Source organism: Paraburkholderia dioscoreae, from assembly GCF_902459535.1.
GTDB classification, from domain to species: Bacteria; Pseudomonadota; Gammaproteobacteria; order Burkholderiales; family Burkholderiaceae; genus Paraburkholderia; species Paraburkholderia dioscoreae.
This window is the reverse complement of record NZ_LR699553.1, coordinates 2,668,463-2,694,308: the sequence shown is the minus strand read 5'-3', so window position 1 is coordinate 2,694,308 and position 25,846 is coordinate 2,668,463. Positions and strand designations below refer to the sequence as shown.

Below are 25,846 nucleotides of genomic sequence, written 5' to 3'. Positions count from 1 at the left end.
GTAGCTGACCGCGCCTATCTTACCGAACGTGCGTGCTTTGGGGGCGCGTTCCGGTCAGGCTTCGTGGTTTCGTGCGCGAATGCAGCAAAACTTCAGACCGGCAAATCAGCCGCCTGGATCAGGAACACGTTGTCGTCGCCGGCACTGGTCGACAGCCAGACCAGATCGAGGCCGCCAAACGCCGCTTCCACGTGCTGACGCTCATTGCCGATTTCAACGACCAGCACGCCGTCGTCGGTGAGCCAGTTGCGCGCATCGGCGATGATCCGGCGCACGATGTCCATGCCGTCGGCGCCGCCCGCCAGCGCCATATCCGGCTCGTGCCGGTATTCGGCGGGCAGTTCCTGCATCGACGCCGCGTTCACGTACGGCGGATTGGTAATGATCACGTCGTAGCGGCGCTCGGCGAGCGGCGCGTACAGATCGCCTTCGAACAGCGCGATGCGGTCGTCGAGTTTGTAGTCCGTGACGTTGCGCATGGCGACTTCCAGCGCGGGCGCGGACAGATCCACCGCGTCGATGTCCGCGTTCGGAAACGCGTGGGCCGCGAGAATCGCGAGGCAGCCCGAGCCGGTGCACAACTCCAGCACGGCGCTTACCTGCTCGGGATCTTCCACGTAGGGCTGCAAACCGTCCTGCAGCAATTCGCCGATGAACGAGCGCGGCACGATCACGCGCTCATCCACATAGAAGCGGAAGCCGTGCATCCAGGCTTCCTGCGTGATGTAAGCGGCCGGCACGCGCTCGGTGGCGCGGCGCTCGATCACGTTCAGCACGGCGTCTATTTCAGCGGCGCTCAAACGCGCGTCGAGAAACGGCTCCAGCAGATCGAGCGGCAGATGCAGCGTGTGCAGGACCAGATAGGCGGCTTCGTCGTAAGCATTGGCCGAACCGTGGCCGAACGACAGATCGGCCTGGTTGAAGCGCGAGACCGCGAAACGCAGCAGGTCGCGAACGGTGGAAAACGGGAGCGTCATCGCAAATAGTCCTTGGGTCACGCAATCAGTTGTTCGAGCACGCGGCGATACACGTTTTTCAGCGGCTCGATGTGTGCGACTTCGATATGTTCGTCGATCTTGTGGATGCTGGCGTTCAGCGGGCCGAATTCGATCACCTGCGGGCAGATGCGCGCGATGAAGCGGCCGTCCGAGGTGCCGCCGGTGGTCGACAGTTCGGTGGTAACGCCGGTTTCGTCCTTGATCGCCGTGGCGAGCGCGTTCGACAGATCGCCGCGCGGCGTGAGGAACGGCAGGCCGCTCACGGTCCATTGCAGGTCGTAGTCGAGCTCGTGTTTGTCGAGGATCGCGTGGACGCGGGCCTGCAAACCTTCCACCGTGCTTGCCGTCGAGAAGCGGAAGTTGAACATCACGTCCGCATGGCCGGCAATCACGTTGGTCGCGCCGGTGCCGCTGTGAATGTTCGACACCTGCCACGTGGTGGGCGGGAAATATTCGTTGCCGTCGTCCCAGCGTTCGGCCACCAGTTCGGCGAGCGCTGGCGCGAGCAGATGCACCGGGTTTTTCGCCAGATGCGGGTAGGCGATATGGCCTTGCACGCCTTTGACGATCAGCTTGCCCGACATCGAACCGCGCCGGCCGTTCTTCACCATGTCGCCGAGCTGCGCGCTCGAAGTCGGTTCGCCGACGATGCAGTAGTCCATGCGCTCGCCGCGCGCCTGCAAGGCCTCGACGACCTTGATGGTGCCGTCGGTGGCGGGGCCTTCTTCGTCGCTCGTGATCAGGAAGGCGATCGAGCCGCGGTGCGCCGGGTGCGCGGCGACGAACTCCTCGCTCGCCACCACGAAGCCCGCGATCGACGCTTTCATGTCCGCCGCGCCGCGGCCGTACAGCTTGCCGTCACGATGGGTCGGCTCGAACGGCGCCGAGTGCCATTGTTCGAGCGGGCCGGTCGGCACCACGTCGGTATGGCCGGCGAACGCGAGCAGCTTGCCAGCAGTGCCGTCGACGCCGCGTTTGACGGCCCACAGGTTGGTGACGCCGTTCGATTCGATCGTCTCGTGCTCGAAGCCGAGCGCGGCCAGGCGTTCGATCAGGAGGCGCTGGCAATGCTGGTCGTCGGGCGTGACGGAGGCGCGCGCGATCAGTTGTTCGGTAAGGGCGAGGGTGCCGGACATGGATTCGATACAAGCCACTTTGAAATGAAAAAATGCCGGCTGGCGGTCGAACACCGCAGCCGGCAACTGCTTTTGAGCCACGCGGCCAAGGCCGCGTTTCACTGCGGTTTCACTACGTATTGCGTTTGCGTTTGCGTTTGCGGCGCCGGCGCCAGGATTCGCACCAGACGACTACCAGATCCGGCGCTGCGCTCTGCGCGCGCCGGATCTGACGAACCGTGCTGCTCTTACGCAAACAGCGCTGCGTACTCGTCCGCAGAAAAACCGAGCGACTTGACGCGCCCGTTGACCACCAGCACAGGCCGTTTGATCACCGACGGCTTGTGGATCATCAACGCGATCGCACCCGACTGCGTGTCCGCGGCCGCTTTCATGTCGTCGGACAAAGCGCGCCATGTGGTGCCGCGACGGTTCAGCAAGGTGTCGAGCTTCACGTCCTTCAGCCAGTCCTGCACGAGCGGTTCGGTCACGCCGTGTTTCTTGAAGTCGTGGAATTCGAACTCGACGCCGTGCTCTTCCAGCCACACGCGGGCTTTTTTCACGGTGTCGCAGTTCGGAATGCCGTAGACGACGGTTTTGGTGCCGCGTGCCATCAGTCGCCTCGCAGCAGCTCGTTCAGGCCGACCTTCGCACGCGTCTTGGCGTCCACCTTCTTGACGATCACGGCGCAGTACAGGCTGTGCGTGCCGTCTTTGGACGGCAGGTTGCCCGCCACCACCACCGAACCCGCCGGAATGCGGCCGTACGTGACTTCGCCGGTTTCGCGGTCGTAAATCCTGGTGCTCTGGCCGAGGTACACGCCCATCGAGATCACCGAGTTTTCTTCGACGATCACGCCTTCCACCACTTCCGAGCGCGCGCCGATAAAGCAGTTGTCTTCGATGATGACCGGGTTCGCCTGCAGCGGCTCCAGCACGCCGCCGATGCCCACGCCACCCGACAGGTGCACGTTCTTGCCGATCTGCGCGCACGAACCGACGGTGGCCCACGTGTCGACCATCGTGCCTTCGTCCACGTAGGCGCCGATGTTGGTGTACGACGGCATCAGCACGACGTTCTTCGCGATGAACGAGCCGCGGCGCGCAATGGCGGGCGGCACCACGCGGAAGCCGCCGGCGGCGAAGTCTTCAGCGGTGTAGCTGGCGAACTTCGACGGCACCTTGTCGTAGAACTGCGAGTAACCGCCGGCCGGCATCGGCGCGTTGTCTTCCAGGCGGAACGACAGCAGCACGGCTTTCTTCAGCCACTGATTGACGACCCAGTCGCCGTCTTTCTTCTCGGCGACGCGCAGCAGGCCCTTGTCCAGTTGCTCGATGGCGTGGGCGACGGCTTGGCGCACGTCGGCCGGAGCGGCCTTCGGCGACAGCTCGGCGCGGTTTTCCCAGGCGGTGTCAATGATCTGCTGAAGTTGTTGCGACATATGCGTGCTTTATCGAAGAGAGTTGAAGTCTGAAGAAGGGGATGCGGTGCGCAGCGGCCGTTGACGAACCCTAACCCGCCAGCGCATGGCAAAAATCGACGATCCGCTGCGCGCCCTGCGTGCATTCGTCGACGTCGGCGACCAGCGCCATGCGCACGAAATTGCGGCCGGGGTTCACGCCGTGCGCAGTGCGCGCGAGGAACGAGCCCGGCAGAACCGTCACATTATAGTCGGCGTAGAGGCGCTGGGCGAACACGGTATCCGTGAGGCCCGTGCGCGAGACGTCCGCCCACAGGTAGAACGCGGCGTCCGGCAGGCGCACGTCGAGTATCTCGGCGAGCATAGGCGTGACGGTGGAAAACTTCTGCAGGTACTTCGCGCGGTTCTCGCGCACGTGCGCTTCGTCGTTCCAGGCCGCGATGCTGGCATTCTGGAACACCGTCGACAAGGCCGTGCCGTGGTAGGTCCGGTAGAGCAGGAAGTCCTTGAGAATCGCCGCGTCGCCCGCGACGAAACCCGAGCGCATGCCCGGCACGTTCGAGCGCTTGGACAGGCTCGACAGCATGACGAGCCGCTCGAAACCGCGGCCGAGTTGGTGGGCCGCTTCCAGGCCGCCGAGCGGCGGGTTGGCCTCGTCGAAGTAAATTTCGGAGTAGCACTCGTCCGAGGCGATCACGAAGCCGTAGCGGTCCGACAGCGCGAACAGTTCGCGCCAGTCGTCGAGCGTGAGCACCGCGCCGGTCGGATTGCCGGGCGAGCAGACATAGAGCAGTTGCGTGCGCGCCCAGATGTCGGCCGGCACCGCCGAGTAGTCGCAGGCGAAGTTGCGCGCCGGGTCGCTATTCACGAAATACGGCTGCGCGCCGGCTAGAATCGCCGCGCCTTCGTAGATTTGGTAGAACGGGTTCGGACAGAGTACGATCGCAGGCTCGCCGCCGGCATTCTTTTTCGGGTCGAGCACCGTTTGGGCGAGGGAAAACAGCGCCTCGCGCGAACCCGATACCGGCAGCACCTGGGTGGCCGGATCGACCGGTGGCAGGTTGTAGCGCTGCGTGACCCACTTCGCGATCGACTCGCGCAAGGCGGGCGATCCGATCGTGGCCGGATACGCGGACAAGCCGCCGAGCGAGGCCACCACGGCGTCGCGGATCAGCGCGGGCGTGGGATGTTTCGGCTCGCCGATGCCGAAGCTGATATGCGCGTGGTCGGCGTTCGGCGTGACGTCCTTGAAAAGCGCGCGCAGCTTTTCGAACGGGTAGGGCTGAAGGGAGTCGAGTAGCGGGTTCACTGGGCGGATCGAGCCTGATCGAAGATGAGCGCTGATGGAAGCAGGAAAAGCGAAGCACGCATGCCGGCGTTGAGTGCACGAGGCGGACCAAGGCACCCAGGCAACAAAGGCGCCGGACAGACGGCAGCGGCGAGCAGATGATTATAGCGTGGTGAGCAGGGCGCGTCGGGCATGTCGCGGCGCGTAGCCACCCGCGCAATGGACCAGCAACAGCGCGCCGGCGAATCACGGCGCAACCCGCCAGGCGGCGCAGGCAATGCGCTGCAGCGGGAACAACGCGAACCGTAGGCGGTTCGCGCAAGAAAGTAGCAGGAGCAGCAATGTACGCAGCAGTCCTGGAGAAATCCGCACAGAACAGGCGCAGGAGCGCCGCAGTGCTCGGCCTGAACTTCGCCGGCGCTTTTGCGAGAGACGCCGCAGCCCTTGGTCTGAACTTCACCGGCGCTTTGGCGAGACACGCCGCGGTGCTCGGCCCGAACTTCACCAGCGCCTTTGCAACGAGCACCGCGGTCCGCGACGGAAACACGCCGAACGCCGCTGCAAGGAGCCCCGCACCATGACCAGCTGGCTTCGCAACAGTTGGCCGACGCTCGCGATCATGCTCGGCGCGTCCGTGTGGGGAATGATCTGGTATCCATTGCGTATGCTGGCGGCCCTCGGCGTGACCGGCACGGCCGCCAGTGCGCTGACGAGCGGCGCCGGCTGCCTGTTTGTGCTGCTGGTGCGCTATCGAACGCTCAGGACCGTGCGCTGGCACTGGCTGCTGCCGGCGCTCGCGCTGGCGGCGGGCATCACCAACCTCGGTTTCGTGTGGGGCTCGATTCACGGCCAGGTGATGCGCGTGCTCCTGCTGTTCTATCTCACCCCGGCGTGGACCGCGCTCTTCGCGCACTTCATCCTGCATGAGCGGCTCACCTGGGCGGGCGCGGGTCTCGCCGCGCTGTCGCTCGTCGGTGCGATGACCATGCTGTGGTCGCCGCAACTGGGCATTCCGGTGCCCGGCAATCTCGCCGAATGGGCGGGCCTCGCGGGCGGCATGGGCTTCGCCATGAGCAACGTGCTGATTCTCAAGACGAGCCGCGTGCTGCCTGACATGAAGCCGGAAATGCGCACCGCGACGATCTTCGGCGGCGCGGCGATTTTCAGCGCCTGTGCTTCGCTGTTCGAGGCGATGCCCGCGCCGCCCACCGGCGCGCATCTCGGCACGGCCGCGTGGCTGGTGCTCGGCCTCGGTTTTCTGCTGGCGTCGAACAATATGCTGGTGCAGTACGGGCTCGCGCGTGTGCCGGCCAACCGGGCGTCGATCATCATGCTGTTCGAGATCGTGGTCACGGCGTTGTCGGCCTGGCTCTTCGCCAGCGAGACGCCCGGGCCGCGCGAATGGGCGGGCGGCGTGTGCATCGTGCTGGCCTCGGCGCTCTCCAGTTGGGTGCATCGGACCAAGGCCATGCCGCCCGATCCGGCCATTCAGGACGCGAGCCTCGCCGGCGAGCGCGGTGCCGACCCCGGCGAGCGCAAGGACGGCAAGAACCGTCCACGCGCGATGGTATGATTGCCCCTCATTGGCCGACGCATGCTTCACCGCATGAAGCCGGCACCCGAGGCCCGAGGGTTCGCGGGCCGTGTCGCTCTATCGGCGAACGGCTGGCGCGGCCTTCACGAGCCACCCATTTTTTCCCTTTTCAAACAGCGAAATCGCCGTGCGTCTGACCTCGATCAAACTCGCTGGCTTCAAGTCATTCGTCGATCCCACGCATTTCCAGGTTCCGGGCCAGCTAGTCGGTGTGGTCGGACCGAACGGGTGCGGCAAGTCCAACATCATCGACGCCGTGCGCTGGGTGCTCGGCGAATCGCGCGCCTCCGAGCTGCGCGGCGAGTCGATGCAGGACGTGATCTTCAATGGCTCGACCGCGCGCAAGCCCGGTAGCCGCGCCAGCGTCGAACTGGTGTTCGACAACGCCGACGGCCGGGCCGCGGGCCAGTGGGGCCAGTATGCCGAAATCGCCGTGAAGCGCGTGCTCACGCGCGACGGCACCTCGAGCTACTACATCAACAATCTGCCGGCGCGCCGCCGCGACATTCAGGACATTTTTCTCGGCACCGGTCTTGGGCCGCGCGCGTACGCGATCATCGGGCAGGGCATGATCGCGCGCCTGATCGAGGCAAAGCCGGAAGAGCTGCGCGTGTTCCTCGAAGAAGCCGCGGGCGTATCGAAGTACAAGGAACGCCGCCGCGAAACCGAGAACCGTCTGCACGACACGCGCGAGAACCTGACGCGGGTCGAGGACATCGTCCGCGAACTGGGCGCGAACCTCGAGAAGCTGGAAACGCAGGCCGTGGTCGCCACGCGCTACAAGGAACTGCAGGCCGACGGCGAAGAAAAGCAGCGTCTCTTGTGGCTGTTGCGCAAGAACGAAGCCGGCGGCGAGCAGGAGCGCCAGCAACGCGCGATCGAACAGGCCCAGATCGACCTCGAAGCGCACACAGCGAAGCTGCGCGAAGTCGAGGCGCAACTCGAAACGCTGCGCGTCGCGCATTACTCCGCCAGCGACGCGATGCAGGGCGCGCAAGGCGCGCTCTACGAGGCGAATTCGGAAGTCAGCCGGCTCGAAGCCGAGATCAAGTTCATCGTCGAATCGCGCAATCGGGTTCAGGCGCAGATCGCCGCGCTGAATGCGCAGCGCGAGCAATGGCAGTCGCAGGCGCAAAAAGCGCAGGACGATCTCGCGGACGCTGAAGAACAACTGGCGGTGGCCGAAGAAAAAGCCGCGCTGGCCGAAGACGAAGCCGCCGCCAAACACGACGCCATGCCCGCGCTCGAAGCGCGCTGGCGCGACGCGCAGACGGAGCTGAACGCGGAGCGCGGCGGGATCGCGCAGACCGAACAGGCGCTCAAGCTTGAAGCTGCGCATCAGCGCAATGCCGACCAGCAGTTGCAGCAACTGCAGGCGCGTCATGAGCGCTTGAAATCGGAAGCGGGCGGTCTCGACGCACCCGACGAAGCGCAGCTCGAAGACTTGCGCATGCAACTCGCCGAGCATGAAGAAATTCTGCACGACGCGCAAACGCGTCTCGCCGACGCGCAGGAAACGCTGCCGCGCCTCGACGGCGAGCGCCGCGCCGCGCAGGAGCGCGTGCAGGCGGAAAGCTCGCAGATTCATCAGCTCGACGCGCGCCTTGCCGCGCTCAAGCAGTTGCAGGAAAACGTCCAGACTGAAGGCAAGATCCAGCCGTGGCTCGAAAAGCACGAGCTGAACGGCCTGCCGCGTCTGTGGAAGAAACTGCATGTCGAAGCCGGTTGGGAAGCCGCGCTCGAAGCCGTGCTGCGCGAGCGGCTCGCCGCGCTGGAAGTGTCGAACCTCGACTGGGTCAAGGCATTCGCCACCGACGCACCGCCCGCCAAGCTCGCCTTCTACGCGCCGCCCGCGGCCGGCCAGCCGGTTGCGACGCCGCCCGCGCTGCGGCCGCTGCTGTCGCTGGTGCGGATCGACGACGCGGGCATCCGCGCGGTGCTGAACGACTGGCTCGGCCTTTCGTTCGTCGCCGACGATCTGCAGCAGGCGCTCGCCATGCGCTCGCAGTTGCCGGACGGCGGCTCGTTCGTCGTCAAGGCGGGGCATGTGGTGACGCGCGTCGGCGTGCAACTGTATGCCGCCGACTCCGAACAGGCCGGCATGCTGGCCCGTCAGCAGGAAATCGAAAATCTGGTGCGTCAGGTTCGCGCGCAGGCCTTGCTCGCGGACGAAGCGAAAGCCGCCGCGATCCGCGCCGAAGCCGCGCATACGCAGGCCGCCCAGGCATTGACCGATGTGCGTCAGCAGGCGGAGCGCGCCACGCAGCGCGTGCACGCGTTGCAAATGGACGTGCTCAAGCTCACCCAGGCGCACGAGCGTTACACCCAGCGCAGTACACAGATTCGCGAGGAACTCGAAGAGATCACCGCGCAGATCGAAGAGCAGCGCGCCATGCGTGCGGAGTCGGAAGCGAACTTCGAGCGTCACGACGGCGAGCTTGCCGAATTGCAGGCGCGTTTCGAAGATCATCAACTGGCCTTCGAAGCGCTCGACGAAGAACTCACCGCCGCGCGCGGCCAGGCGCGCGATCTGGACCGCGCCGCTACCGACGCGCGCTTTGCCGCGCGCAACATGGCGAACCGCATCGACGAACTGAAGCGCAGCATTCAGGTCGCGCACGAGCAGAGCGAGCGTGTAGCGGCGTCGCTGGAAGATGCGCGCGCCGAGCTGGAAACCATCAACGAGCAGACCGCGCACACCGGCTTGCAGGACGCGCTCGACATCCGCGCGGTCAAGGAAGAAGCGCTGCACGCCGCGCGCCTCGAACTGGACGATCTCACCGCCAAGCTGCGTGCCGCCGACGAAACGCGTCTCACCGCCGAGCGCGCGTTGCAGCCGCTGCGCGACCGCATCAACGAATTGCAGCTGAAGGAACAGGCGGCGCGCCTGAACGGCGAGCAATTCATCGAGCAACTCGCCGCAGCCGGCGTCGATGAGGCGCAATTGCAAGCCAAGCTCACGCCGGACATGAAGCCGTCGTACCTGCAGGGCGAGGTCACGCGCATCAACAACGCCATTACCGCGCTCGGTCCGGTCAACATGGCCGCGCTCGACGAACTGAAGGCGGCGACCGAGCGCAAGTCGTTCCTCGACGCGCAATCCACCGACCTGAACAGCGCGATCGAAACGCTCGAAGACGCCATCCGCAAGATCGACGCGGAAACGCGCACACTGCTGCAAGGCACCTTCGACCAGGTGAACCAGCATTTCGGCGAACTGTTCCCGCGTCTCTTCGGCGGCGGCCAGGCACGGCTGATCATGACGGGCGACGAAATTCTCGACGCCGGCGTGCAGGTGATGGCGCAGCCGCCGGGTAAGAAGAATTCGACGATTCACCTGCTGTCGGGCGGCGAAAAAGCGCTGACGGCCACCGCACTGGTGTTCGCGATGTTCCAGCTGAATCCCGCGCCGTTCTGTCTGCTCGACGAAGTGGACGCGCCGCTCGACGACGCCAACACGGAACGTTTCGCGAACCTCGTGCGTGCGATGTCGGACAAAACCCAGTTCCTTTTCATCTCGCACAACAAGATCGCGATGGAAATGGCGCAGCAATTGATCGGCGTGACCATGCAGGAGCAGGGCGTGTCGCGCATCGTTGCCGTCGACATGGAAACGGCTGCGGGTTTCGCCCAGAATATCGTTTGAGTTTCGCTTGAGTTGAGTTTGAGTCGGGAATCGCGGGTGTCCGCGTTCAGCGCAGCGGCCGGTGGCCGCGCGACACGTGGGGCGGGCGCTAAGCCGCGCAGATAAAAGAATTGCTGATGGAGCATGCATGGACGAGTTGACACTCGGTTTGATCGGCGCGGGTGCCGTGGTGGTCGGGGGCGTGGTCGTGTACAACGCGTGGCAGGGCGCGAAGGTGCGTCGCAAGATGCCGCGGCCAATGCCGGCCGATGCCGCGGAAAACTTCGCGCGGGACGATCAGGAGGAACAGAGCCCGTTCATCGAGCCGGCCCGGCCCACCATGCGCCGCGAACCGGTGGTGGGCACCGAAGCGGCGGAGCAAACCACGGCGGCGCGCGTCGAGCCGACGTTCGGCAGCCCCGCGGCGACGGCTGCGCCACTCGATACGCCGGCCGATATCCAGGCCGAGACGACCACGCCGAACGGCTACCCGGAAGCCGAGGGCGTCGCTCAAGCCGAAGGCGGCGATCACGCGGAGGCCGGCAAGACCGCGCCAGCCGCCCGCCAGGACGACGAGCCGGTCGAACCGATTCTGCCTGCCGCCACGACGATTTCATCGGCGCCGCCGGCTATCGTCGATCGCCGCATCGACTGTATCGTGCCGATCCGCCTGAACGGCCCGGTCGCCGGCGACAAGGTGATTCCGCTCGCGCAGCGTCTGCGCCGCGCGGGCAGCAAGCCGGTGCATATTGAGGGCAAACTCGAAGGCGGCGCGTGGGAACTGCTGCAAAACGGCGCGCGTTATGAAGAGTTGCGCGCGGCCGCGCAATTGGCGAACCGCAGCGGCGCGCTCAACGAACTGGAGTTTTCCGAATTCGTGACCGGCGTGCAGCAATTTGCCGACGCGCTGGATGCATCGCCGGAATTCCCGGACATGCTCGAAACGGTCGCGATGGCGCGCGAACTCGACGGCTTTGCCGCGCAGTGCGACGCGCAGCTGTCGATCAACGTGCTCTCCGACGGTGCGCCGTGGTCCGCCAACTACGTGCAGGCAATCGCCTCGCAGGACGGCCTGCTGCTGTCGCGCGACGGTACGCGTTTCGTCAAGCTCGACGCGCGGCAAAGCCCGGTGTTCATGCTGCAATTCGGCGACACCAACTTCCTGCGCGACGACCTCACCTACAAGGGCGGCCAGATGATCACGCTGGTGCTCGACGTGCCGGTGGCCGACGAAGACATCCTGCCGTTCCGCCTGATGTGCGACTACGCGAAATCGTTGGCCGAGCGCATTGGCGGCCGGGTGGTCGACGACGGCCGCCGTCCGTTGCCGGAAACCGCGTTGCTCGCAATCGAAAAGCAACTGATGACCCTCTACGCGAAGCTCGAACAGGCGGGCATCCCGGCGGGTTCGCCGGCCACGCGCCGGTTGTTCAGCCAGTAATTTCTACGTTTTACCGGTGTCTGCAGCGGCCGCACGATGTGCGGCCGCTGTCGTTTCAGGCGGCGAGTTCGCGCGCACCTTTCGAGCGGACGCACAACGCGCCGAAACTGGCCATTCGGCCGATGTAAAGGGGCACGCTTCCTGCGATAATCCAATGTCTGAATTTCACTGAAGAACCTTCCGACAGCATGGCCCGAACCCCCGTCTCACCCCCCGCAACCAGCGCCCCGGCAGAGCGTGCCGCGTGGCTGCGCGCGGAACTCGAACGCGCCAATTACGCGTACTACGTGCTCGACCAGCCGGATCTGCCCGACGCGGAATACGACCGGCTGTTCAAGGAACTCGAGAGCATCGAGACGGAACATCCCGACCTGATCGTGCCGGATTCGCCCACCCAGCGGGTGGGCGGCGAGGCGGCAAGCGGTTTCGAGCCGGTCGTGCACGAGCAGCCCATGCTGTCGCTGAACAACGGTTTCGCGGACGAGGACATCGTCGCGTTCGACAAGCGCGTTGGCGACGCGCTCGGCAAGAATGCGAGCGAGCCCCCGGTGCCGGTCGAATACGCGGCCGAGCTGAAGTTCGACGGTCTCGCCATTTCGCTGCGTTATGTCGACGGCGTGTTCGTCCAGGCGTCCACGCGCGGCGACGGCACGACCGGCGAGAACGTTACCGAAAACGTCCGCACCATCCGCTCCATTCCGCTCAGGCTCAAAGGCAAACGCGTGCCGCAGGTGCTCGACGTGCGCGGCGAAGTGCTGATGTTCAAGCGCGATTTCGAACGCCTGAACGAACGCCAGCGGGCCGCGGAACAGAAGGAATTCGCCAATCCGCGCAATGCGGCGGCGGGCAGCTTGCGGCAGCTCGATTCGAAGATCACCGCGCAGCGGCCGCTGTCGTTTTTCTCTTACGGGATCGGCGTGCTCGAAGGCATGGACATGCCGGCCACGCATAGCGAACTGCTCGACTGGTACAAGGAACTCGGCTTGCCGGTGAATGGCGAACGGGCGGTGGTGCACGGCGCGGAGGGTTTGCTGGGCTTTTTCCACGCCGTGGGCGAAAAGCGCGAGAAGCTGCCGTACGACATCGACGGTGTGGTCTACAAGGTCAACCGGCGCGATGAGCAGGAGGCGCTCGGCTTCGTGTCGCGCGCGCCGCGTTTTGCGCTGGCGCACAAATTCCCCGCGCAGGAAGCGCTCACGCGGCTCGTCGCGATCGACGTGCAGGTCGGCCGCACCGGTGCGATCACGCCGGTGGCGCGGTTGGAACCGGTGTTCGTGGGCGGCGCGACGGTCACGAATGCCACGCTGCACAACGAAGACGAAGTGCGGCGCAAGGATATTCGCATCGGTGACACCGTGATCGTGCGGCGTGCCGGCGACGTGATTCCCGAAGTAGTGAGCGCGCTGCTCGACCGGCGTCCCGACGACGCCCGCGAATTCGTGATGCCCACGCATTGCCCGGTATGCGGCTCGAACATCGAGCGGCTGCCGGACGAGGCGATTGCGCGCTGTACCGGCGGCCTGTTCTGTCCCGCGCAGCGCAAGCAGGCCTTGTGGCATTTCGCGCAGCGGCGCGCGCTGGATATCGACGGCCTCGGCGAAAAGATCATCGATCAACTGGTCGAGCAGAATCTGGTGCGTACACCGGCCGATCTATTCAACCTCGGCTTTGCGACGCTCGCCGAACTCGACCGCTTTGCCGAGAAATCCGCGCAGAACCTGCTCGATTCGCTCGAAAAGGCCAAGCACACCACGTTGGCGCGCTTTATTTACGCGCTCGGCATTCGCCATGTGGGCGAGTCCACGGCGAAAGACCTGGCCAAACATTTCGGCTCGCTGGATCCGATCATGGAGGCTTCGGTGGAAGCCTTGCTGGAAGTCAACGACGTCGGGCCGGTAGTGGCCGAGTCGATTCATCAGTTCTTCGCCGAAGAGCACAACCGCACGGTGATCGAGCAACTGCGCGCGCCGGGCCGGGTTACGTGGCCGGAGGGTCCGCCCGCGCCTAGAGCGCCGCAAGGCGTGCTGGCCGGCAAGACGGTCGTGCTGACCGGCACCTTGCCGAGCCTCGCCCGCGAAGAAGCGAAGGAAATGCTGGAAGCCGCAGGCGCGAAAGTGGCGGGATCCGTGTCGAAGAAAACGGATTATGTGGTGGCGGGGGCCGAAGCCGGCAGCAAGTTGGCGAAGGCCGAGGAACTCGGCATCCCCGTACTCGACGAAGATGGTATGCGTAAGCTCCTGGAGGGGCAGTTATGATCCGCGAAATTCTCAAGATGGGCGATCCGCGCCTGTTGCGCATTGCCGATCCGGTCGATCACTTCGACACGCCCGAGCTGCATGAGCTCGTGAAGGACATGTTCGAGACCATGCACGACGCCAATGGCGCGGGCCTTGCCGCACCGCAGATCGGCGTCAATCTGCAGGTGGTGATCTTCGGTTTCGGCCACAACGAACGCTATCCGGACGCACCGCCGGTGCCCGAAACCGTGCTGATCAACCCGACCATCACGCCGGTCTCGCAGGACATGGAAGAGGGCTGGGAGGGCTGCCTGTCGGTGCCGGGCCTGCGCGGCGCGGTGAGCCGGTTTTCGATGATCAAGTATCACGGCTTCGACCAATACGGCAAACCGATCGATCGCGTTGCGGAAGGTTTTCACGCGCGCGTCGTGCAGCATGAATGCGATCACCTGATCGGCAAACTGTATCCAATGCGGATCAATGATTTCGCGAAGTTCGGCTTCACGGAAGTGCTGTTTCCGGATATGGATCCGAATAGCGACGACTGACTTCCTTCGTGCGGTCTGCGATGGGACGGTTGGCGAACGCGCGCATTGCCGTCGTCGTCGTTGCAGCCGCCAAGGCCCCCGCCGCCACCTTCCCCCGGTGGTGGGTTCTCCTGACATCCCGCCTCGATTTTCCCCGCATTTTGCCAAGCCGTGCCACCTTCTCTTAAAGGTAGTGCTGCGCGCCGCATTGTGCTCGTTTTTGCCTGTCGACGACCGTTCTTATTGGGACATTTCCTATCTTTAATTAGGATCGCGCCTTCTCAAATAGGCTTTCTAGATTATTACACTCGCGGCCTCGTGTTTTAATTCTGAAATGTGCAGGTCGCCTTGCGTTATCCAGCGTTCATCCGTTCCATCGTCCACATTGACCGGGCCAGTCAGCCGAGTCTCGCCAGAACAGGCCGCGTACGCAAGAATTTGCCGGCCGTTGCGTCACTAACCTCCGTCGGCACGCTTCTCACAGTTGCTGCCGCGCCGGTATGGGCTATCGAACTTAATACGCCAGTCGATCGGGCGCTGCAGGATCAGCAACAACAACGTCTGCTCGATCAGGCTCGCGAACAACGCGAAAACCTGAGTGCACACGATTCCCCTCCCATCACGCCGCCACGTGCAACTGTCGCGCAGGGGCCAATCGCGCCCGATGGTCAGGCGTGCATCTACGTGGACGGAGTCGAGTTTCGCGGCGCGATGCTTGTGCCCGACTCCATCAGGCAGCAGGTCGCGCGCGAGGTAACCGGACAATGTCTCGACAACGCCGCGCTCGCGCATCTGCTCGACGAAGTGAACGACTGGTACGTCGAAAACGGCTACATCACGAGCCATGCGTGGCTGCCGCAGCAGCAGGGCGCGGGTGGCCCGCTCGTGATTGCATCGGTCGAAGGCAAACTCGGCAAGGTCTCGTTCAAGGACGGTACGACCCGCTCGGATCGAGCGGCGCGCATGGCATTTCCGGTTTCACCCGGCGAGCCGCTCAATTTGCGCGACGTCGAACAGGGCGTCGACCAGCTTGACCGCGTCACGCCGGACGGCGTGAAAGTCGCGCTGCGCGCGGCGCCCGAGGAAGGTTACTCGGACGTGCTCGTGAGTGGCCGCACCGCGCCCTCCATTGGCGTCAACCTGAATGTCGACAACATGGGCGACAGCAACACGGGCGCGGATGAATTCGACGGCGCGGTGACGCTCAACAACCCGTTGGGCTTCGGCGAGCAACTGGGGATGTCGGCAAACAGCACGACGGCACTGCACGGCGACCGTTATCGACGGAGCTTTGGCGCGTCCGCGAGCGTGCCGCTTGGTTACTGGACTTTCAGCTATGCGGGGGCGGCCGGCAATTTCGCGGTACCGATCGATTTTTACGGCAATCTGCGCTACCACGGCAGCAATGTCCAGAATCTGATCAGCGTATCGCGCACGGTCTCGCGCGATTCAATGCGCAAGATCGATATCTTCGGTTCGATTTCCACCTATAACGGCAAGACTTATCTCGAAGATCTGCAACTCGACAGCGGCACCGAACGCGTGAGTGCGGCGCGAATCGGCATCAACTTCGCCAGCCGGGTTGGCAGCAGAAGCTATTTCACTTTCAGTCCGGTGCTCACCGGAGGACTGCCTTTCGCGAGCCGCGACAAGAGCCAGGCGGGCGGGCCTTCCGCAAGCTTTCGCAAGCTCTCGGCGAGTGCGAGTCTGTACACCCTGATTTCGCCCAGCGTGGCGCTCCTCTCGTCCGCTTACGCGCAAGCGAGCGCAAAGCCGCTTTATTCGACCGAGCGCGTGTCGGTCGGCGGCGACACCTCCGTGCGCGGCTTCAAGGACCGCTACCTGTATGGCAACACCGGCGGGTACCTGCGCAACGAGGCCGACTGGACGTTGTCCGCGCCCGTGTTCGGCAGCCGCGTCACGTTGATGGCCGCCATCGACGCCGGGCGCGTCGTGCCCGTTGCCGGTGAGCCGAATTCCGGCGGCAACGTCGTCGGTGCGGCGGTTGGTGCATCCGCAGCGATCAAGCACGTGTCCGCCTCTCTTTCAATTGGCGCTCCGCTGTTTGCTCCCAGGCAGTTGAACGCCGATCCCGTCGTGGTCAACCTCCGGTTGAGCATGGCCTTTTAAACCACTAGGACTCTTTATGATTAAACATCGACTCAAAGCTTTGAACCTCGCCGCCCTGACGGCAATGGCCACTGCCGGCAGCGCAATGGCAGCGGGTGTCGTGGCCAACGGCGGCCAGACCCAGGTCAATGCGGTCGGCAACACCCCCGTGGTCAACATTGCAGGTCCGAATGGCTCGGGTATTTCCCGTAACACCTTCAGCAACTTCGACGTCGACCGGAACGGCGTCGTATTCAATAACCTGACGGCGACGGGCGCGAGCCGCCTTGCCGGCCAGCTCGCCGCCAACGCGAACCTCCAGGGCAACGCTGCCAGAGTGATCGTCGCTGACGTAACCTCGGCTCAAGCTTCGAAGCTCAATGGCGCGATGGAAGTCGCCGGCGCGCCCGCGCACCTGCTGATCGCCAACGCGGCCGGCATCTCGGCCAATGGCGCGACCACCGTCAACGTTCCGATGCTGACGCTGGCTGCCGCCGGTTTCAACCCGCGCGCGGACAGTCCGCTTGCACTGAGCGTCGACAAGACGCGCGCCACGCCCGCGACGATCCAGATCGACGGCGATGGCATCGATGTCGGTGCCGGCCAGTTGAATCTGCTGTCTCGCGCTACCGTCGTGAACGGCGCGGTCAAGGGCTGGAGCATCAACTCGCAGAACGGCACGGATTTCGACGGCGACGCGAACGGCAATTTCGCCGGCAAGCTCACGTACACGTCGGCGACGCCAAGCCAGAAGCTCGGCGTTGCGCTCGATGTGTCGGCGCTCGGCGGGATGTATGCGAACAAGATCGTCCTCGAGGGATCGGAATTCGGTCTTGGCGTGAACAACGCCGGTTTGATCAAAGGCGGTGACGGCGGCGTCGCCATCCAGATGTTCGGCGCGGACATTCAGAATGCGCCGTACAGCGTGGTCGCGACTAATGGTTACAGCGCAGTCGGCCGCGTGAAGGGGAATGACGCATCCTATGTCCTGCAGGACGCTGATCACATGCAACGGGAAATGGTGAATTTCCAGCAACTGAAGCAAGTGTTGAAGACGGGCATGGACAACATGGACGCTGCGCGCGGTTGGACGCCTGAAGTTGAAGCAAAACTGACGGAGAGCCAGAAACTGGCGCGACTCGCGGATCTGGTGAAGCAAGGTCAGCAGCAGTTTGCCGACGAGCCGGCGCGAAACGCTGCTATTGGAGAGGAGCGCGCTAGAGCTGAGGCGGCACGTCAGGCCGCTGAAGCGCAGGCACGTGCGGAGCAGGAAGCGCGCGACCGCGCGCAGCAGCAGGCGGACGCACAGCGTCAGGCGGCTGAGCAGCAAGCTCGCGCGGAGTACGAGGCGCGCATGCAGCAGGAAGCACGCGACCGCGCCCAACAGCAGGCCGACGCAGCGCGCATGGAGCAGGAGGCACGCGACCGCGCGCAGCAGCAGGCGGACGCGCAGCGTCAGGCTGCCGAGCAACAGGCTCGCGCGGAGTACGAAGCACGCATGCAGCAGCAATGGTACGCGGACTATGAGACCCGCATGCTGCAGCAGGCGCGCGATTATGCTGACCAGCAGCAGGTGATGCGCGATAGCGCAGCCCTGTAGGCACAGGGGAATGTTCAGCCTGCGGTGGCAAACGGGCACAAGTTCTAAAAGTGTGTCTTGCCTGCCCGCTGGGCAGGAGGGGCGCGCCCGGTGTCGTCGGGCTGATACATGGCTGGGCGCCTGAAAGGCCGGTTAATTGGCAACAGCCCCACGTTTTCGAAAAAACGTGGGGCTGTTTTTTACGCGGCCAGCTTGCTAAGGACGACGCCGAATATCTGTCGCACCGTCGGCATCCGGCGCACAGCGTCAGAACGATTCATCGGCTGCGAGGTAGCGCCATTGGCCCGGCGGCAACGCGCCCAGCATCACATGGCCCATCCGCACACGCTTCAGGCCAATCACTTCGAGGCCGACCAGTTCGCACATGCGGCGAATCTGACGCTTCTTGCCTTCACGCAGCACAAAACGCAATTGCTCGCCGTTCTGCCAACTGACCTGTGCCGGCTTGAGCGGTACGTCGTCGAGCGAGAGGCCATGCCGCAGCAGCGCGAGGCTTTCCGGCGGGAAGTGGCTTTCGACCTCGGTCGTGTGCTCGCCGAATGCCACGCGCACGAGATACTCCTTGTCGATCTCCGAATGGCCGCCGATCAACTGCTTCGCGATACGGCCGTCCTGCGTCAGCACCAGCAGGCCCGTCGAGTCGATGTCCAGCCGCCCGGCCGGCGCAAGCTGGCGCAAATGCGCAACGGAGAAGCGGATGTTCGAGCGATCGCCTTCCCAGCGGTTTTCCGGCGTGACCAGTGTGATGGCCGGCTGGTAACCGTCTTCCGCCTGACCGGAGACGAAACCCACCGTCTTGTGGATCAGCACGGTCACCTGGCTGGCTTGAGCGGCTTCGGCGGCAGGGTCGATCTCGATACGCTGGTCCGGACGAACCTTGGTGCCGAGCGTGTCGATGCGCTCGCCGTCCACCAGCACCCAGCCTTTCTCGATCCATTCGTCGGCTTCGCGGCGCGAGCACAAGCCGAGTTCGGACATCAGCTTGGACAGGCGCAGGGTGCCGGGTGCGTCTTCGTAATCGCGACGCGGTGTGCGCGGAGCATCGCCGGCAGGGACGTCGCGTTTCTTTGTACGGGCGGCGGGCGATGTGCCGCGAGGCTTGTCGGCGCGTGCTGGCCGGTCGTCTCCGAAGCGGCGCGCGGCGGTCGGCAGCGATCTGTCGAAACTGCGTGCCGGCCGTTCGCCACGTTCCGCGCGCTCGCCGCTGCGGGCCGGGCGATCGCCGAACTCGCGTTTGGCAGACGCGCGTTCGCCACGGTCGTCGCGCGGGGCGCGTGCCGGACGGTCCGAGCGGTCGGCGTACCCGCCTTTGACGGGTTTTGCGAAACTGCGCTCACGGTGCTCCGACGAACCGCGGTCGTTCTCAAAACGGCGCGGCGCGGGATCGCCGCGCGAGCCCCGGTCGCCGCCAGAGCCGGCGCGCGGCCGATCGGTGCTTCCGCTCGCGCTGCGTGCCGGACGCTCGCCGCGGACTCCGCTTTCCGGCGGTCGGCCTGCACCGCCTTCGGCGCGGCGCGGTGCACGTTCGCTACGATCAGCGCTGCCTTCGAAACGACGTGGTGCGCGTTCGCTACGATCGCCGCCACCCTCGAACCGGCGCGGTGCGCGTTCGCTACGATCGCCGCCACCCTCGAACCGGCGCGGTGCACGCTCACCATCGTCCCGACGCGGACCACGATCACCCGCTCCCTCGAAACGCCGCGGCGCGCCGCCGCCACCCTCACGCCGCGGCGGCCGGTCCGACGACGCCCGGCGTGCTGTGCCCGCGCCGCCCGCATCACGCTCGCGTGAGAACGACCCTTCTGCGCGCGGCGCGCGCGCACCGGCACCTGTCGGCTTACCGCCGCTCGGCCGCTTGCCGCCGGCCGGAGCGGCACCAGCCCGCTTGCCCCGCGCGTCGCCGGAATCCGTCGCCGCGGACGGCTTCGGTCCCGCCGGGCGCGTCGGCTTACGCGCCGAGGTGCTTCCGGTACGGACAGGGGCGCGTTCGGACGAAGCCGGCCGCGGGTGCTTGGCTGTTAATTTGACTCGCATGAAATCTCACACTGCAATCGCGCGCAGCAGTTCGGTCTCGACCTGAATTTGCAGACGGCTGTCCGACAGGCCATGTCCATCCAGCAGAAACACGTCTTCGACGCGTTCGCCAAGTGTATTGATCCGCGCCGAAGCGACGCCGACCCGATGCTCGGCCAGCACACGCGCGATCGAATAAAGAAGGCCCGGCCGGTCGTTCGCCGACACGGACAGGATGTAATATTGGCCGCGCTCGTCGGCCCGGAGATCGACGCGCGGCGTAACAGGGAAGGTCCGCGACAGCCGCGACAGACGGCCTTTCGACGGTCCCGGAAGCAGGGTGCCGTCACCGGTGAGGCGGGCGGTCAGTTCCTGTTCGACCAGATTGGCAATATCGCGATAATGCACGTCTTCTTCGGTATGCGCGACGAGGAAATTATCGAGCGCGTACCCGTGACGGGTCGTGCTGACTCGCGCATCGAGCACCGACAGGCCATTGCGGTCGAAATACGCGCAAATGCCGGCGAACAGATCGGGCTGATCCTTCACATAGACCAGCACCTGGAGCGCCTCGCCGATCGGCGACGGGCGGGCCCGCACGATCGGTGTGGGCGTTTCGACGTGGCGATACAGCACGCGCGTTTGCCACGCGATATCCGCCGCGTCGTGACGCAGGAAATAGCCGATGTCGAGCTTGTCCCACAGCGCCTTTTGCGCGCCTTCCGGCACGGTTTCGAGACGCAGGAGCGCCAGCGCTTCTTCCTGGCGGGACTTCAGCTCCGAATGCGCATCCGGCCGCGCGCCGCCGAGTACGGCGAGCGTGGCGCGGTACAGGTCTTCGAGCAGCTTGCCTTTCCATGTGTTCCAGACTTTCGGGCTGGTGCCGCGAATGTCGGCCACGGTCAGCAGGTAGAGCGCCGTGAGGCAGCGCTCGGTGCCGACCAGTTCGGCGAACCGCTTGATGACTTCCGGGTCGCTCGTATCCTGCTTTTGCGCGACCTGGCTCATGGTCAGATGCTGCTGGACCAGCCACACGACCAGTTCGCCGTCTTCACCCAGGATGCCGTGATTGCGGCAGAAGCGCCGCGCGTCGGCCATGCCGAGCGTGGAGTGGTCGCCGCCGCGGCCTTTGGCGATGTCGTGAAACAGCGCCGCCACATACAGCACCCACGGCCGGTCGAAGTTCGCGATCAACTGGCTGCAGAACGGATATTCGTGCGCGTGCTCGGCCACGGCGAAGCGCCGCAGATTGCGCAGCACCATCAGAATGTGCTGATCGACCGTGTAGACGTGATACAGATCGTGCTGCATCTGTCCGACAATGCGCCGGAAGTTCAGCAGATAGCGCCCCAGCACGCTGGTCTGGTTCATCAGGCGCAGCGCATGGGTGATGCCGGCCGGCTGCTTCAGGATGTCCATGAAAAGGCGCCGGTTTTCCGGGTCGCGCCGCCAATGTTGATCCATGACGTCGCGGGCGTTGTAGATCGCGCGCAGCGTGCGCGCCGACAGACCTTTCACGCCGGGCGTCTGTTCATACAGCAGGAAGGCCTCGAGGATCGCGTTCGGCTCGCGCTGGAACACGTCGTCACTGGCGATTTCCAGCATGCCCTGCTTCTCGACGAAGCGGTCCGACAGCACACGCGTGATGCCGCTCGTGCTCGGAAAGAGCTGCGCCTCGATGTTCTGGATCAGGATCGTGGCGAGCTGCGTGACAGCCTTGGCGGACCAGTAATAGCGCCGCATGAGCTGCTCGCTCGCGCGTTTGGTGGCGGTCGGCTTGTAGCCGAAGCTCTCGGCCACCGGCGTTTGCAGGTCGAACACCATGATGTCCTGACGGCGCCCGGCGATCACATGCAGCCGCGCGCGCAGCGCTTTCAGGAATCCTTCGTTGCGGCGCAATTCGCGCGCTTCGCGCTCCGTGATCAGGCCGCGCGCTTCGAGTTCGCGCCAGCTGCTGCCGAAGCCGGCCGCCTGGGTGATCCATAGAATCAGTTGCAGATCGCGCAGGCCGCCCGGGCTTTCCTTGATGTTGGGCTCGAGCGAATAGGGGGTATCCTGGAACTTGGCGTGGCGCTGGCGCATTTCCAGCACTTTTGCCTGAAAAAAAGCCCTCGGGTCGAGCGCCTCGCGGTAACGCCTGGCGAAGTCGTCGAACAACTCGGCGCTGCCGGTAATGCGCCTCGCTTCGAGGAGCGAGGTGCGCACCGTGACGTCGTTGGCGGCTTCTTCTAGGCACTGCGACACGCTGCGTACGCTGCTGCCGAGTTCTAGTCCCAGATCCCAGGCCAGGCTGATAAAGCGCTCGATGCGGGTATCCAGATGTCCCATCGGCGTGTCGGGCAGCAAGACCAGAATGTCGATGTCCGAATGCGGCGCCAGTTCGCCGCGCCCGTAGCCGCCCACCGCGAGCAGGGCCAGTTCGGGCGGTAGCTCGCAGGTGTTCCAGGCGGCGCGCAGGGAGTCGTCCGTGGCGCGCGCGAGCGACGCCATCAACGCGTCGACGTTGGTGGCCGTCCTGAAGCGTTCCAGCAATTGGGCTTTGGCCACTTTGTACTCCGCCTTGAGCGACCTGGCAGGGGATTGGGCGAGGGCTGGAACACTACTCATTGGCAGGCGGGGCGGTGGTTTCGGAGATCGGTCAGGCGGTGGCCGCGACGATTGGCGGACGCGCGGGCGTGCCGGCGGAAACGGTCAGCACGTCATAGCCGGTCTCCGTGACGAGCACGGTATGCTCCCATTGCGCCGAGAGGCTGCGGTCTTTGGTTTTGACGGTCCACTGATCCGGCATGGTGCGGATGTCGCGGCGGCCGGCGTTGATCATCGGCTCGATCGTGAAGATCATGCCGGTCTGCAGTTCGAGCCCGGTGCCGGGACGGCCGTAGTGCAGGATCTGCGGGTCTTCATGGAACACCGTGCCGATGCCGTGGCCGCAGTATTCGCGCACCACGCTGTAGCCCTGGCCTTCCGCGTGCTTCTGGATTGCATAGCCGATATCGCCGAGATGCGCGCCCGGGCGCACCTGGTCGATGCCGAGCCACATGCATTCGAAGGTGGTCTGCACCAGACGTTTGGCCATGATCGAGCCTTCGCCGACGATGAACATGCGGCTGGTGTCGCCGAAATAGCCTTCCTTGATGACGGTGATGTCGATGTTCAGCGCGTCGCCGTTTTTCAGGGTCTTGTCGCCCGGAATGCCGTGGCAGATCACGTCATTGACGGAAATGCAGGTGGCTTTCGGATAGGGCGGGTAGCCGGGCGGCTGATAGTTCAGCGGCGCCGGAATCGTGCCCTGTTCTTTCAGCATGTATTCGTGGCACAGGCGGTCCAGTTCGCCGGTCGTGATGCCGGCCGTGACGAACGGCGTGATGTAGTCGAGCACTTCGCTCGCGAGTTTGCAGGCGACGCGCATCTGCGCGATATCGTGTTCGTTTTTGAGCGTAATAGCCATGAGTCGGGCCTGAAATGCGATTTATTGCGAGATTATCGCACCATATTCCCGCCGCCGCAGGCTTTTGCGCCAACGGAAGCAGCTGTTGTGGGCCCTTATGCGGGCGTGTTCCGGGCAACTGGCGCAAGCGTCGCTGGACATCGGGGGCGTGTCGCGCTGGCGCCGCGCCTTGTCTACTTTAGCCGCGACGGGCGGCCAGTTCGGGCTGGTGGCGAGCAGGCGGGTGCAACCCGGCGCCGGCGAGTGGAGCTACCGGAGCAGGTTGAGTCGTGCAATAGTCGCGTGCTATAATCTTTGGCTAAGTCGATCTCAGTCTTGTTTTGTTGCTTCATATGGGCTTCATATGAGTAAAAAAGCGGCGGGAATGGCTTCTCATGGCGCTGGTTGCCTGCGTCATGGGGTAGGAAAGTATCACAAGGCAGCAGACTCGCAAGCCGGCGCACCCAGGGTGTCCGCCGCGTTCAGCCAGGCAGATGGCGGCGCGGCCGATACGGCAGCCGGCTTAAGACCCAACCCTCGCGGAGATTTTCATGGCAGTTACCATGCGTCAAATGCTGGAAGCCGGTGTCCACTTCGGTCACCAAACGCGCTTCTGGAACCCGAAGATGGCTCCGTTCATTTTCGGTCATCGCAACAAGATTCACATCATCAACCTCGAAAAGACGCTGCCGATGTACAACGACGCGCTGAAGTACGCGCGTCAACTGGCAGCTAATCGCGGCACGATCCTGTTCGTGGGCACGAAGCGTCAATCGCGCGACACGATCGCCGAAGAAGCGCAACGCGCTGGCATGCCGTACGTCAACGCACGCTGGCTCGGCGGCATGCTGACCAACTTCAAGACGCTGAAGGTCTCGATCAAGCGCCTGAAGGACATGGAAGCAGCACTGGAAGCAGGCGAAACCGAGCGCATGAGCAAGAAGGAAGCGCTCCTGTTCGAACGCGAAATGGCCAAGCTGCAAAAGTCGATTGGCGGCGTGAAGGACATGGGCGGCATTCCGGACGCGATCTTCGTGGTCGACGTCGGCTACCACAAGATTGCCGTGACCGAAGCGAACAAGCTCGGCATTCCGGTCATCGCCGTGGTCGACACGAACCACTCGCCGGAAGGCATCGACTACGTGATCCCGGGTAACGACGACGCCTCCAAGGCTGTCGCTCTGTACACGGCTGGCGTGGCTGACGCGATCGTCGAAGGCCGTGCGAACGCGGTCAACGAAGTGGTGCAGGCTGCACGTGGCGGCGACGGCGACGAGTTCGTCGAGGTCAACGCGGAAGCGTAAAGCTGCCCCGTGTCCGGCAAAAAAGGGGGCTTTCTACAGGCCCCCTTTTTTTAAGTCGCGACATTGTAGTGGGGCGCGGCCGGCAGTCTCTCGAGCGGTGCCCCGAGCGTTGTCCGTAAAAAAACTACGCGCAACGCTGAAACGAATTCTTGCCGCCGGCATCGAAATGCGGGCGGCGTGTGACAGACGGAACTCAAGGAGCAAATGATGGCGGCAATTACCGCAAGCATGGTTGCAGAACTGCGCGCAAAGACCGACGCGCCGATGATGGAATGCAAGAAGGCGCTGACGGAAGCCGACGGCGACATGGCGCGCGCTGAAGAGCTGCTGCGCGTGAAGCTGGGCAACAAGGCCAGCAAGGCGGCGTCGCGCGTCACGGCTGAAGGCGTGGTCGCATCGTTCATCGGCGGCAACGCGGGTTCGCTGGTCGAGCTGAATTGCGAAACCGACTTCGTTTCGAAGAACGACGACTTCCTGGCTTTCTCGAAGAAGGTCGCGGAGCTGGTCGCTGCGCAAAACCCGGCTGACGTCGCCGCTCTGTCGGCGCTGCCGCTGGACGGCTCGACGGTCGACGCAGTGCGCCTCGCGCTGGTCGGCAAGATCGGCGAAAACCTGTCGATCCGCCGTTTCGTGCGTTTCGACACCGCCAACAAGCTGGCAGCCTACCTGCACGGCACGCGTATCGGCGTGCTGGTCGAGTACACGGGCGCCGACGAGCAGGTTGGTAAAGACGTGGCAATGCACATCGCCGCAATGAAGCCGGTTTCGCTGTCGTCGGAAGACGTGCCGGCGGAACTGATCGCGAAGGAACGCAGCATTGCCGAGCAGAAGGCCGCGGAATCGGGCAAGCCGGCTGAAATCGTCGCCAAGATGGTCGACGGTAGCGTGCAGAAGTACCTGAAGGAAGTCTCGCTGCTGAATCAGACGTTCGTTAAGAACGACAAGCAGACAATCGAACAGATGCTGAAGGCCGGCAACGCGAGCGTGCAGAAGTTCGCCCTGTTCGTGGTCGGTGAAGGCATCGAGAAAAAGCAGGACGACTTCGCAGCTGAAGTGGCCGCTCAAGTCGCTGCTGCAAAGCAACAATAAGCCTTGCCCAAGCATCACTGTTGTATCGTTGGACCCGCGGCGGAGCAAGACTTTGCCGC

The 25,846-nt window shown here is 64.4% G+C and carries 18 protein-coding genes; 10 read left to right on the top strand and 8 right to left on the bottom strand.

Annotated elements, in window-relative coordinates; genetic code table 11:
- Positions 1-92 precede the first annotated feature (92 nt).
- The 5 genes from prmB to dapC form a co-directional block, all read right to left on the bottom strand.
- Positions 93-977: a 50S ribosomal protein L3 N(5)-glutamine methyltransferase gene (gene prmB / locus PDMSB3_RS11995; protein ID WP_165186271.1), complete on the bottom strand. Its 885-nt coding sequence runs from the start codon at positions 975-977 to the stop codon at positions 93-95.
- Positions 978-994: 17 nt separating this feature from the next.
- Positions 995-2,134 (bottom strand): succinyl-diaminopimelate desuccinylase, encoded by a 1,140-nt coding sequence (dapE, locus tag PDMSB3_RS11990; RefSeq protein ID WP_035518560.1) that lies wholly within the window; start codon positions 2,132-2,134, stop codon positions 995-997.
- Positions 2,135-2,361: 227 nt separating this feature from the next.
- On the bottom strand, positions 2,362-2,727 hold the full coding sequence (locus tag PDMSB3_RS11985) for an ArsC family reductase (protein ID WP_007181418.1): 366 nt from the start codon (positions 2,725-2,727) through the stop codon (positions 2,362-2,364).
- Entirely contained in the window at positions 2,727-3,554 is an 828-nt protein-coding gene (gene dapD, locus PDMSB3_RS11980) for a 2,3,4,5-tetrahydropyridine-2,6-dicarboxylate N-succinyltransferase (RefSeq protein ID WP_007181419.1), read from the bottom strand. The genes PDMSB3_RS11985 and dapD overlap by 1 nt, the downstream gene beginning before the upstream one ends.
- A gap of 70 nt (positions 3,555-3,624) precedes the next feature.
- Positions 3,625-4,842 (bottom strand): succinyldiaminopimelate transaminase, encoded by a 1,218-nt coding sequence (gene dapC, locus PDMSB3_RS11975; RefSeq protein ID WP_007181420.1) that lies wholly within the window; start codon positions 4,840-4,842, stop codon positions 3,625-3,627.
- A 320-nt stretch (positions 4,843-5,162) separates the two neighbouring features.
- Here dapC and PDMSB3_RS11970 point away from each other — a divergent pair, with 320 nt between their 5' ends.
- From PDMSB3_RS11970 to PDMSB3_RS11935, 8 genes are all read left to right on the top strand, one after another.
- A complete protein-coding gene (locus tag PDMSB3_RS11970; RefSeq protein ID WP_007181421.1) occupies positions 5,163-5,402 on the top strand; it encodes a hypothetical protein in 240 nt (79 codons plus the stop codon).
- Positions 5,399-6,394, top strand: coding sequence for a DMT family transporter (locus PDMSB3_RS11965; RefSeq protein WP_165186268.1), 996 nt, complete (start codon positions 5,399-5,401; stop codon positions 6,392-6,394). Before PDMSB3_RS11970 ends, PDMSB3_RS11965 begins: the two co-directional genes overlap by 4 nt.
- Positions 6,395-6,542: 148 nt before the next feature.
- On the top strand, positions 6,543-10,061 hold the full coding sequence (smc, locus tag PDMSB3_RS11960) for a chromosome segregation protein SMC (RefSeq protein WP_165186265.1): 3,519 nt from the start codon (positions 6,543-6,545) through the stop codon (positions 10,059-10,061).
- Between the two features lie 127 nt (positions 10,062-10,188).
- A complete protein-coding gene (locus PDMSB3_RS11955; protein ID WP_007181424.1) occupies positions 10,189-11,481 on the top strand; it encodes a cell division protein ZipA C-terminal FtsZ-binding domain-containing protein in 1,293 nt (430 codons plus the stop codon).
- A gap of 188 nt (positions 11,482-11,669) precedes the next feature.
- Positions 11,670-13,736 carry an NAD-dependent DNA ligase LigA gene (gene ligA, locus PDMSB3_RS11950; RefSeq protein ID WP_007181425.1) on the top strand — a complete coding sequence of 689 codons (2,067 nt, stop codon included), beginning with the start codon at positions 11,670-11,672 and terminating at the stop codon, positions 13,734-13,736.
- The gene (gene def / locus PDMSB3_RS11945; RefSeq protein ID WP_007181426.1) at positions 13,733-14,266 is read left to right on the top strand and encodes a peptide deformylase; all 534 of its coding nucleotides are present in this window, start codon (positions 13,733-13,735) and stop codon (positions 14,264-14,266) included. Before ligA ends, def begins: the two co-directional genes overlap by 4 nt.
- Before the next feature lie 327 nt (positions 14,267-14,593).
- Complete coding sequence (locus PDMSB3_RS11940) at positions 14,594-16,375, top strand: ShlB/FhaC/HecB family hemolysin secretion/activation protein (RefSeq protein ID WP_007181427.1); 1,782 nt, start codon at positions 14,594-14,596, stop codon at positions 16,373-16,375.
- A 16-nt stretch (positions 16,376-16,391) separates the two neighbouring features.
- The gene (locus PDMSB3_RS11935; protein WP_165186262.1) at positions 16,392-17,954 is read left to right on the top strand and encodes a filamentous hemagglutinin N-terminal domain-containing protein; all 1,563 of its coding nucleotides are present in this window, start codon (positions 16,392-16,394) and stop codon (positions 17,952-17,954) included.
- A gap of 246 nt (positions 17,955-18,200) precedes the next feature.
- Here PDMSB3_RS11935 and PDMSB3_RS11930 read toward each other — a convergent pair whose 3' ends face one another.
- From PDMSB3_RS11930 to map, 3 genes are read right to left on the bottom strand one after another with little or no spacing between them, the layout of a single operon-like run.
- The gene (locus PDMSB3_RS11930; protein ID WP_165186260.1) at positions 18,201-19,988 is read right to left on the bottom strand and encodes a pseudouridine synthase; all 1,788 of its coding nucleotides are present in this window, start codon (positions 19,986-19,988) and stop codon (positions 18,201-18,203) included.
- Between the two features lie 6 nt (positions 19,989-19,994).
- Positions 19,995-22,574 (bottom strand): [protein-PII] uridylyltransferase, encoded by a 2,580-nt coding sequence (locus PDMSB3_RS11925; RefSeq protein ID WP_007181430.1) that lies wholly within the window; start codon positions 22,572-22,574, stop codon positions 19,995-19,997.
- Positions 22,575-22,605: 31 nt separating this feature from the next.
- Positions 22,606-23,415 carry a type I methionyl aminopeptidase gene (map, locus tag PDMSB3_RS11920; RefSeq protein ID WP_007181431.1) on the bottom strand — a complete coding sequence of 270 codons (810 nt, stop codon included), beginning with the start codon at positions 23,413-23,415 and terminating at the stop codon, positions 22,606-22,608.
- 530 nt (positions 23,416-23,945) lie between these two features.
- Between map and rpsB the strand changes: the two genes are divergently transcribed.
- Entirely contained in the window at positions 23,946-24,698 is a 753-nt protein-coding gene (gene rpsB, locus PDMSB3_RS11915; RefSeq protein ID WP_007181432.1) for a 30S ribosomal protein S2, read from the top strand.
- 207 nt (positions 24,699-24,905) lie between these two features.
- Positions 24,906-25,787, top strand: coding sequence for a translation elongation factor Ts (tsf, locus tag PDMSB3_RS11910; protein WP_165187465.1), 882 nt, complete (start codon positions 24,906-24,908; stop codon positions 25,785-25,787).
- Positions 25,788-25,846 lie beyond the last annotated feature (59 nt).

Bases quoted from the DNA above. Each gene is read 5' to 3' on its own strand.
- rpsB (WP_007181432.1), top strand. From the start codon at position 23,946: ATGGCAGTTACCATGCGTCAAATGCTGGAAGCCGGTGTCCACTTCGGT.
- def (WP_007181426.1), top strand. From the start codon at position 13,733: ATGATCCGCGAAATTCTCAAGATGGGCGATCCGCGCCTGTTGCGCATT.
- ligA (WP_007181425.1), top strand. From the start codon at position 11,670: ATGGCCCGAACCCCCGTCTCACCCCCCGCAACCAGCGCCCCGGCAGAG.
- prmB (WP_165186271.1), bottom strand. From the start codon at position 977: ATGACGCTCCCGTTTTCCACCGTTCGCGACCTGCTGCGTTTCGCGGTC.
- PDMSB3_RS11985 (WP_007181418.1), bottom strand. From the start codon at position 2,727: ATGGCACGCGGCACCAAAACCGTCGTCTACGGCATTCCGAACTGCGAC.
- PDMSB3_RS11965 (WP_165186268.1), top strand. From the start codon at position 5,399: ATGACCAGCTGGCTTCGCAACAGTTGGCCGACGCTCGCGATCATGCTC.
- map (WP_007181431.1), bottom strand. From the start codon at position 23,415: ATGGCTATTACGCTCAAAAACGAACACGATATCGCGCAGATGCGCGTC.
- PDMSB3_RS11935 (WP_165186262.1), top strand. From the start codon at position 16,392: ATGATTAAACATCGACTCAAAGCTTTGAACCTCGCCGCCCTGACGGCA.
- PDMSB3_RS11925 (WP_007181430.1), bottom strand. From the start codon at position 22,574: ATGAGTAGTGTTCCAGCCCTCGCCCAATCCCCTGCCAGGTCGCTCAAG.
- PDMSB3_RS11955 (WP_007181424.1), top strand. From the start codon at position 10,189: ATGGACGAGTTGACACTCGGTTTGATCGGCGCGGGTGCCGTGGTGGTC.
- tsf (WP_165187465.1), top strand. From the start codon at position 24,906: ATGGCGGCAATTACCGCAAGCATGGTTGCAGAACTGCGCGCAAAGACC.
- PDMSB3_RS11970 (WP_007181421.1), top strand. From the start codon at position 5,163: ATGTACGCAGCAGTCCTGGAGAAATCCGCACAGAACAGGCGCAGGAGC.
- PDMSB3_RS11930 (WP_165186260.1), bottom strand. From the start codon at position 19,988: ATGCGAGTCAAATTAACAGCCAAGCACCCGCGGCCGGCTTCGTCCGAA.
- dapE (WP_035518560.1), bottom strand. From the start codon at position 2,134: ATGTCCGGCACCCTCGCCCTTACCGAACAACTGATCGCGCGCGCCTCC.
- dapD (WP_007181419.1), bottom strand. From the start codon at position 3,554: ATGTCGCAACAACTTCAGCAGATCATTGACACCGCCTGGGAAAACCGC.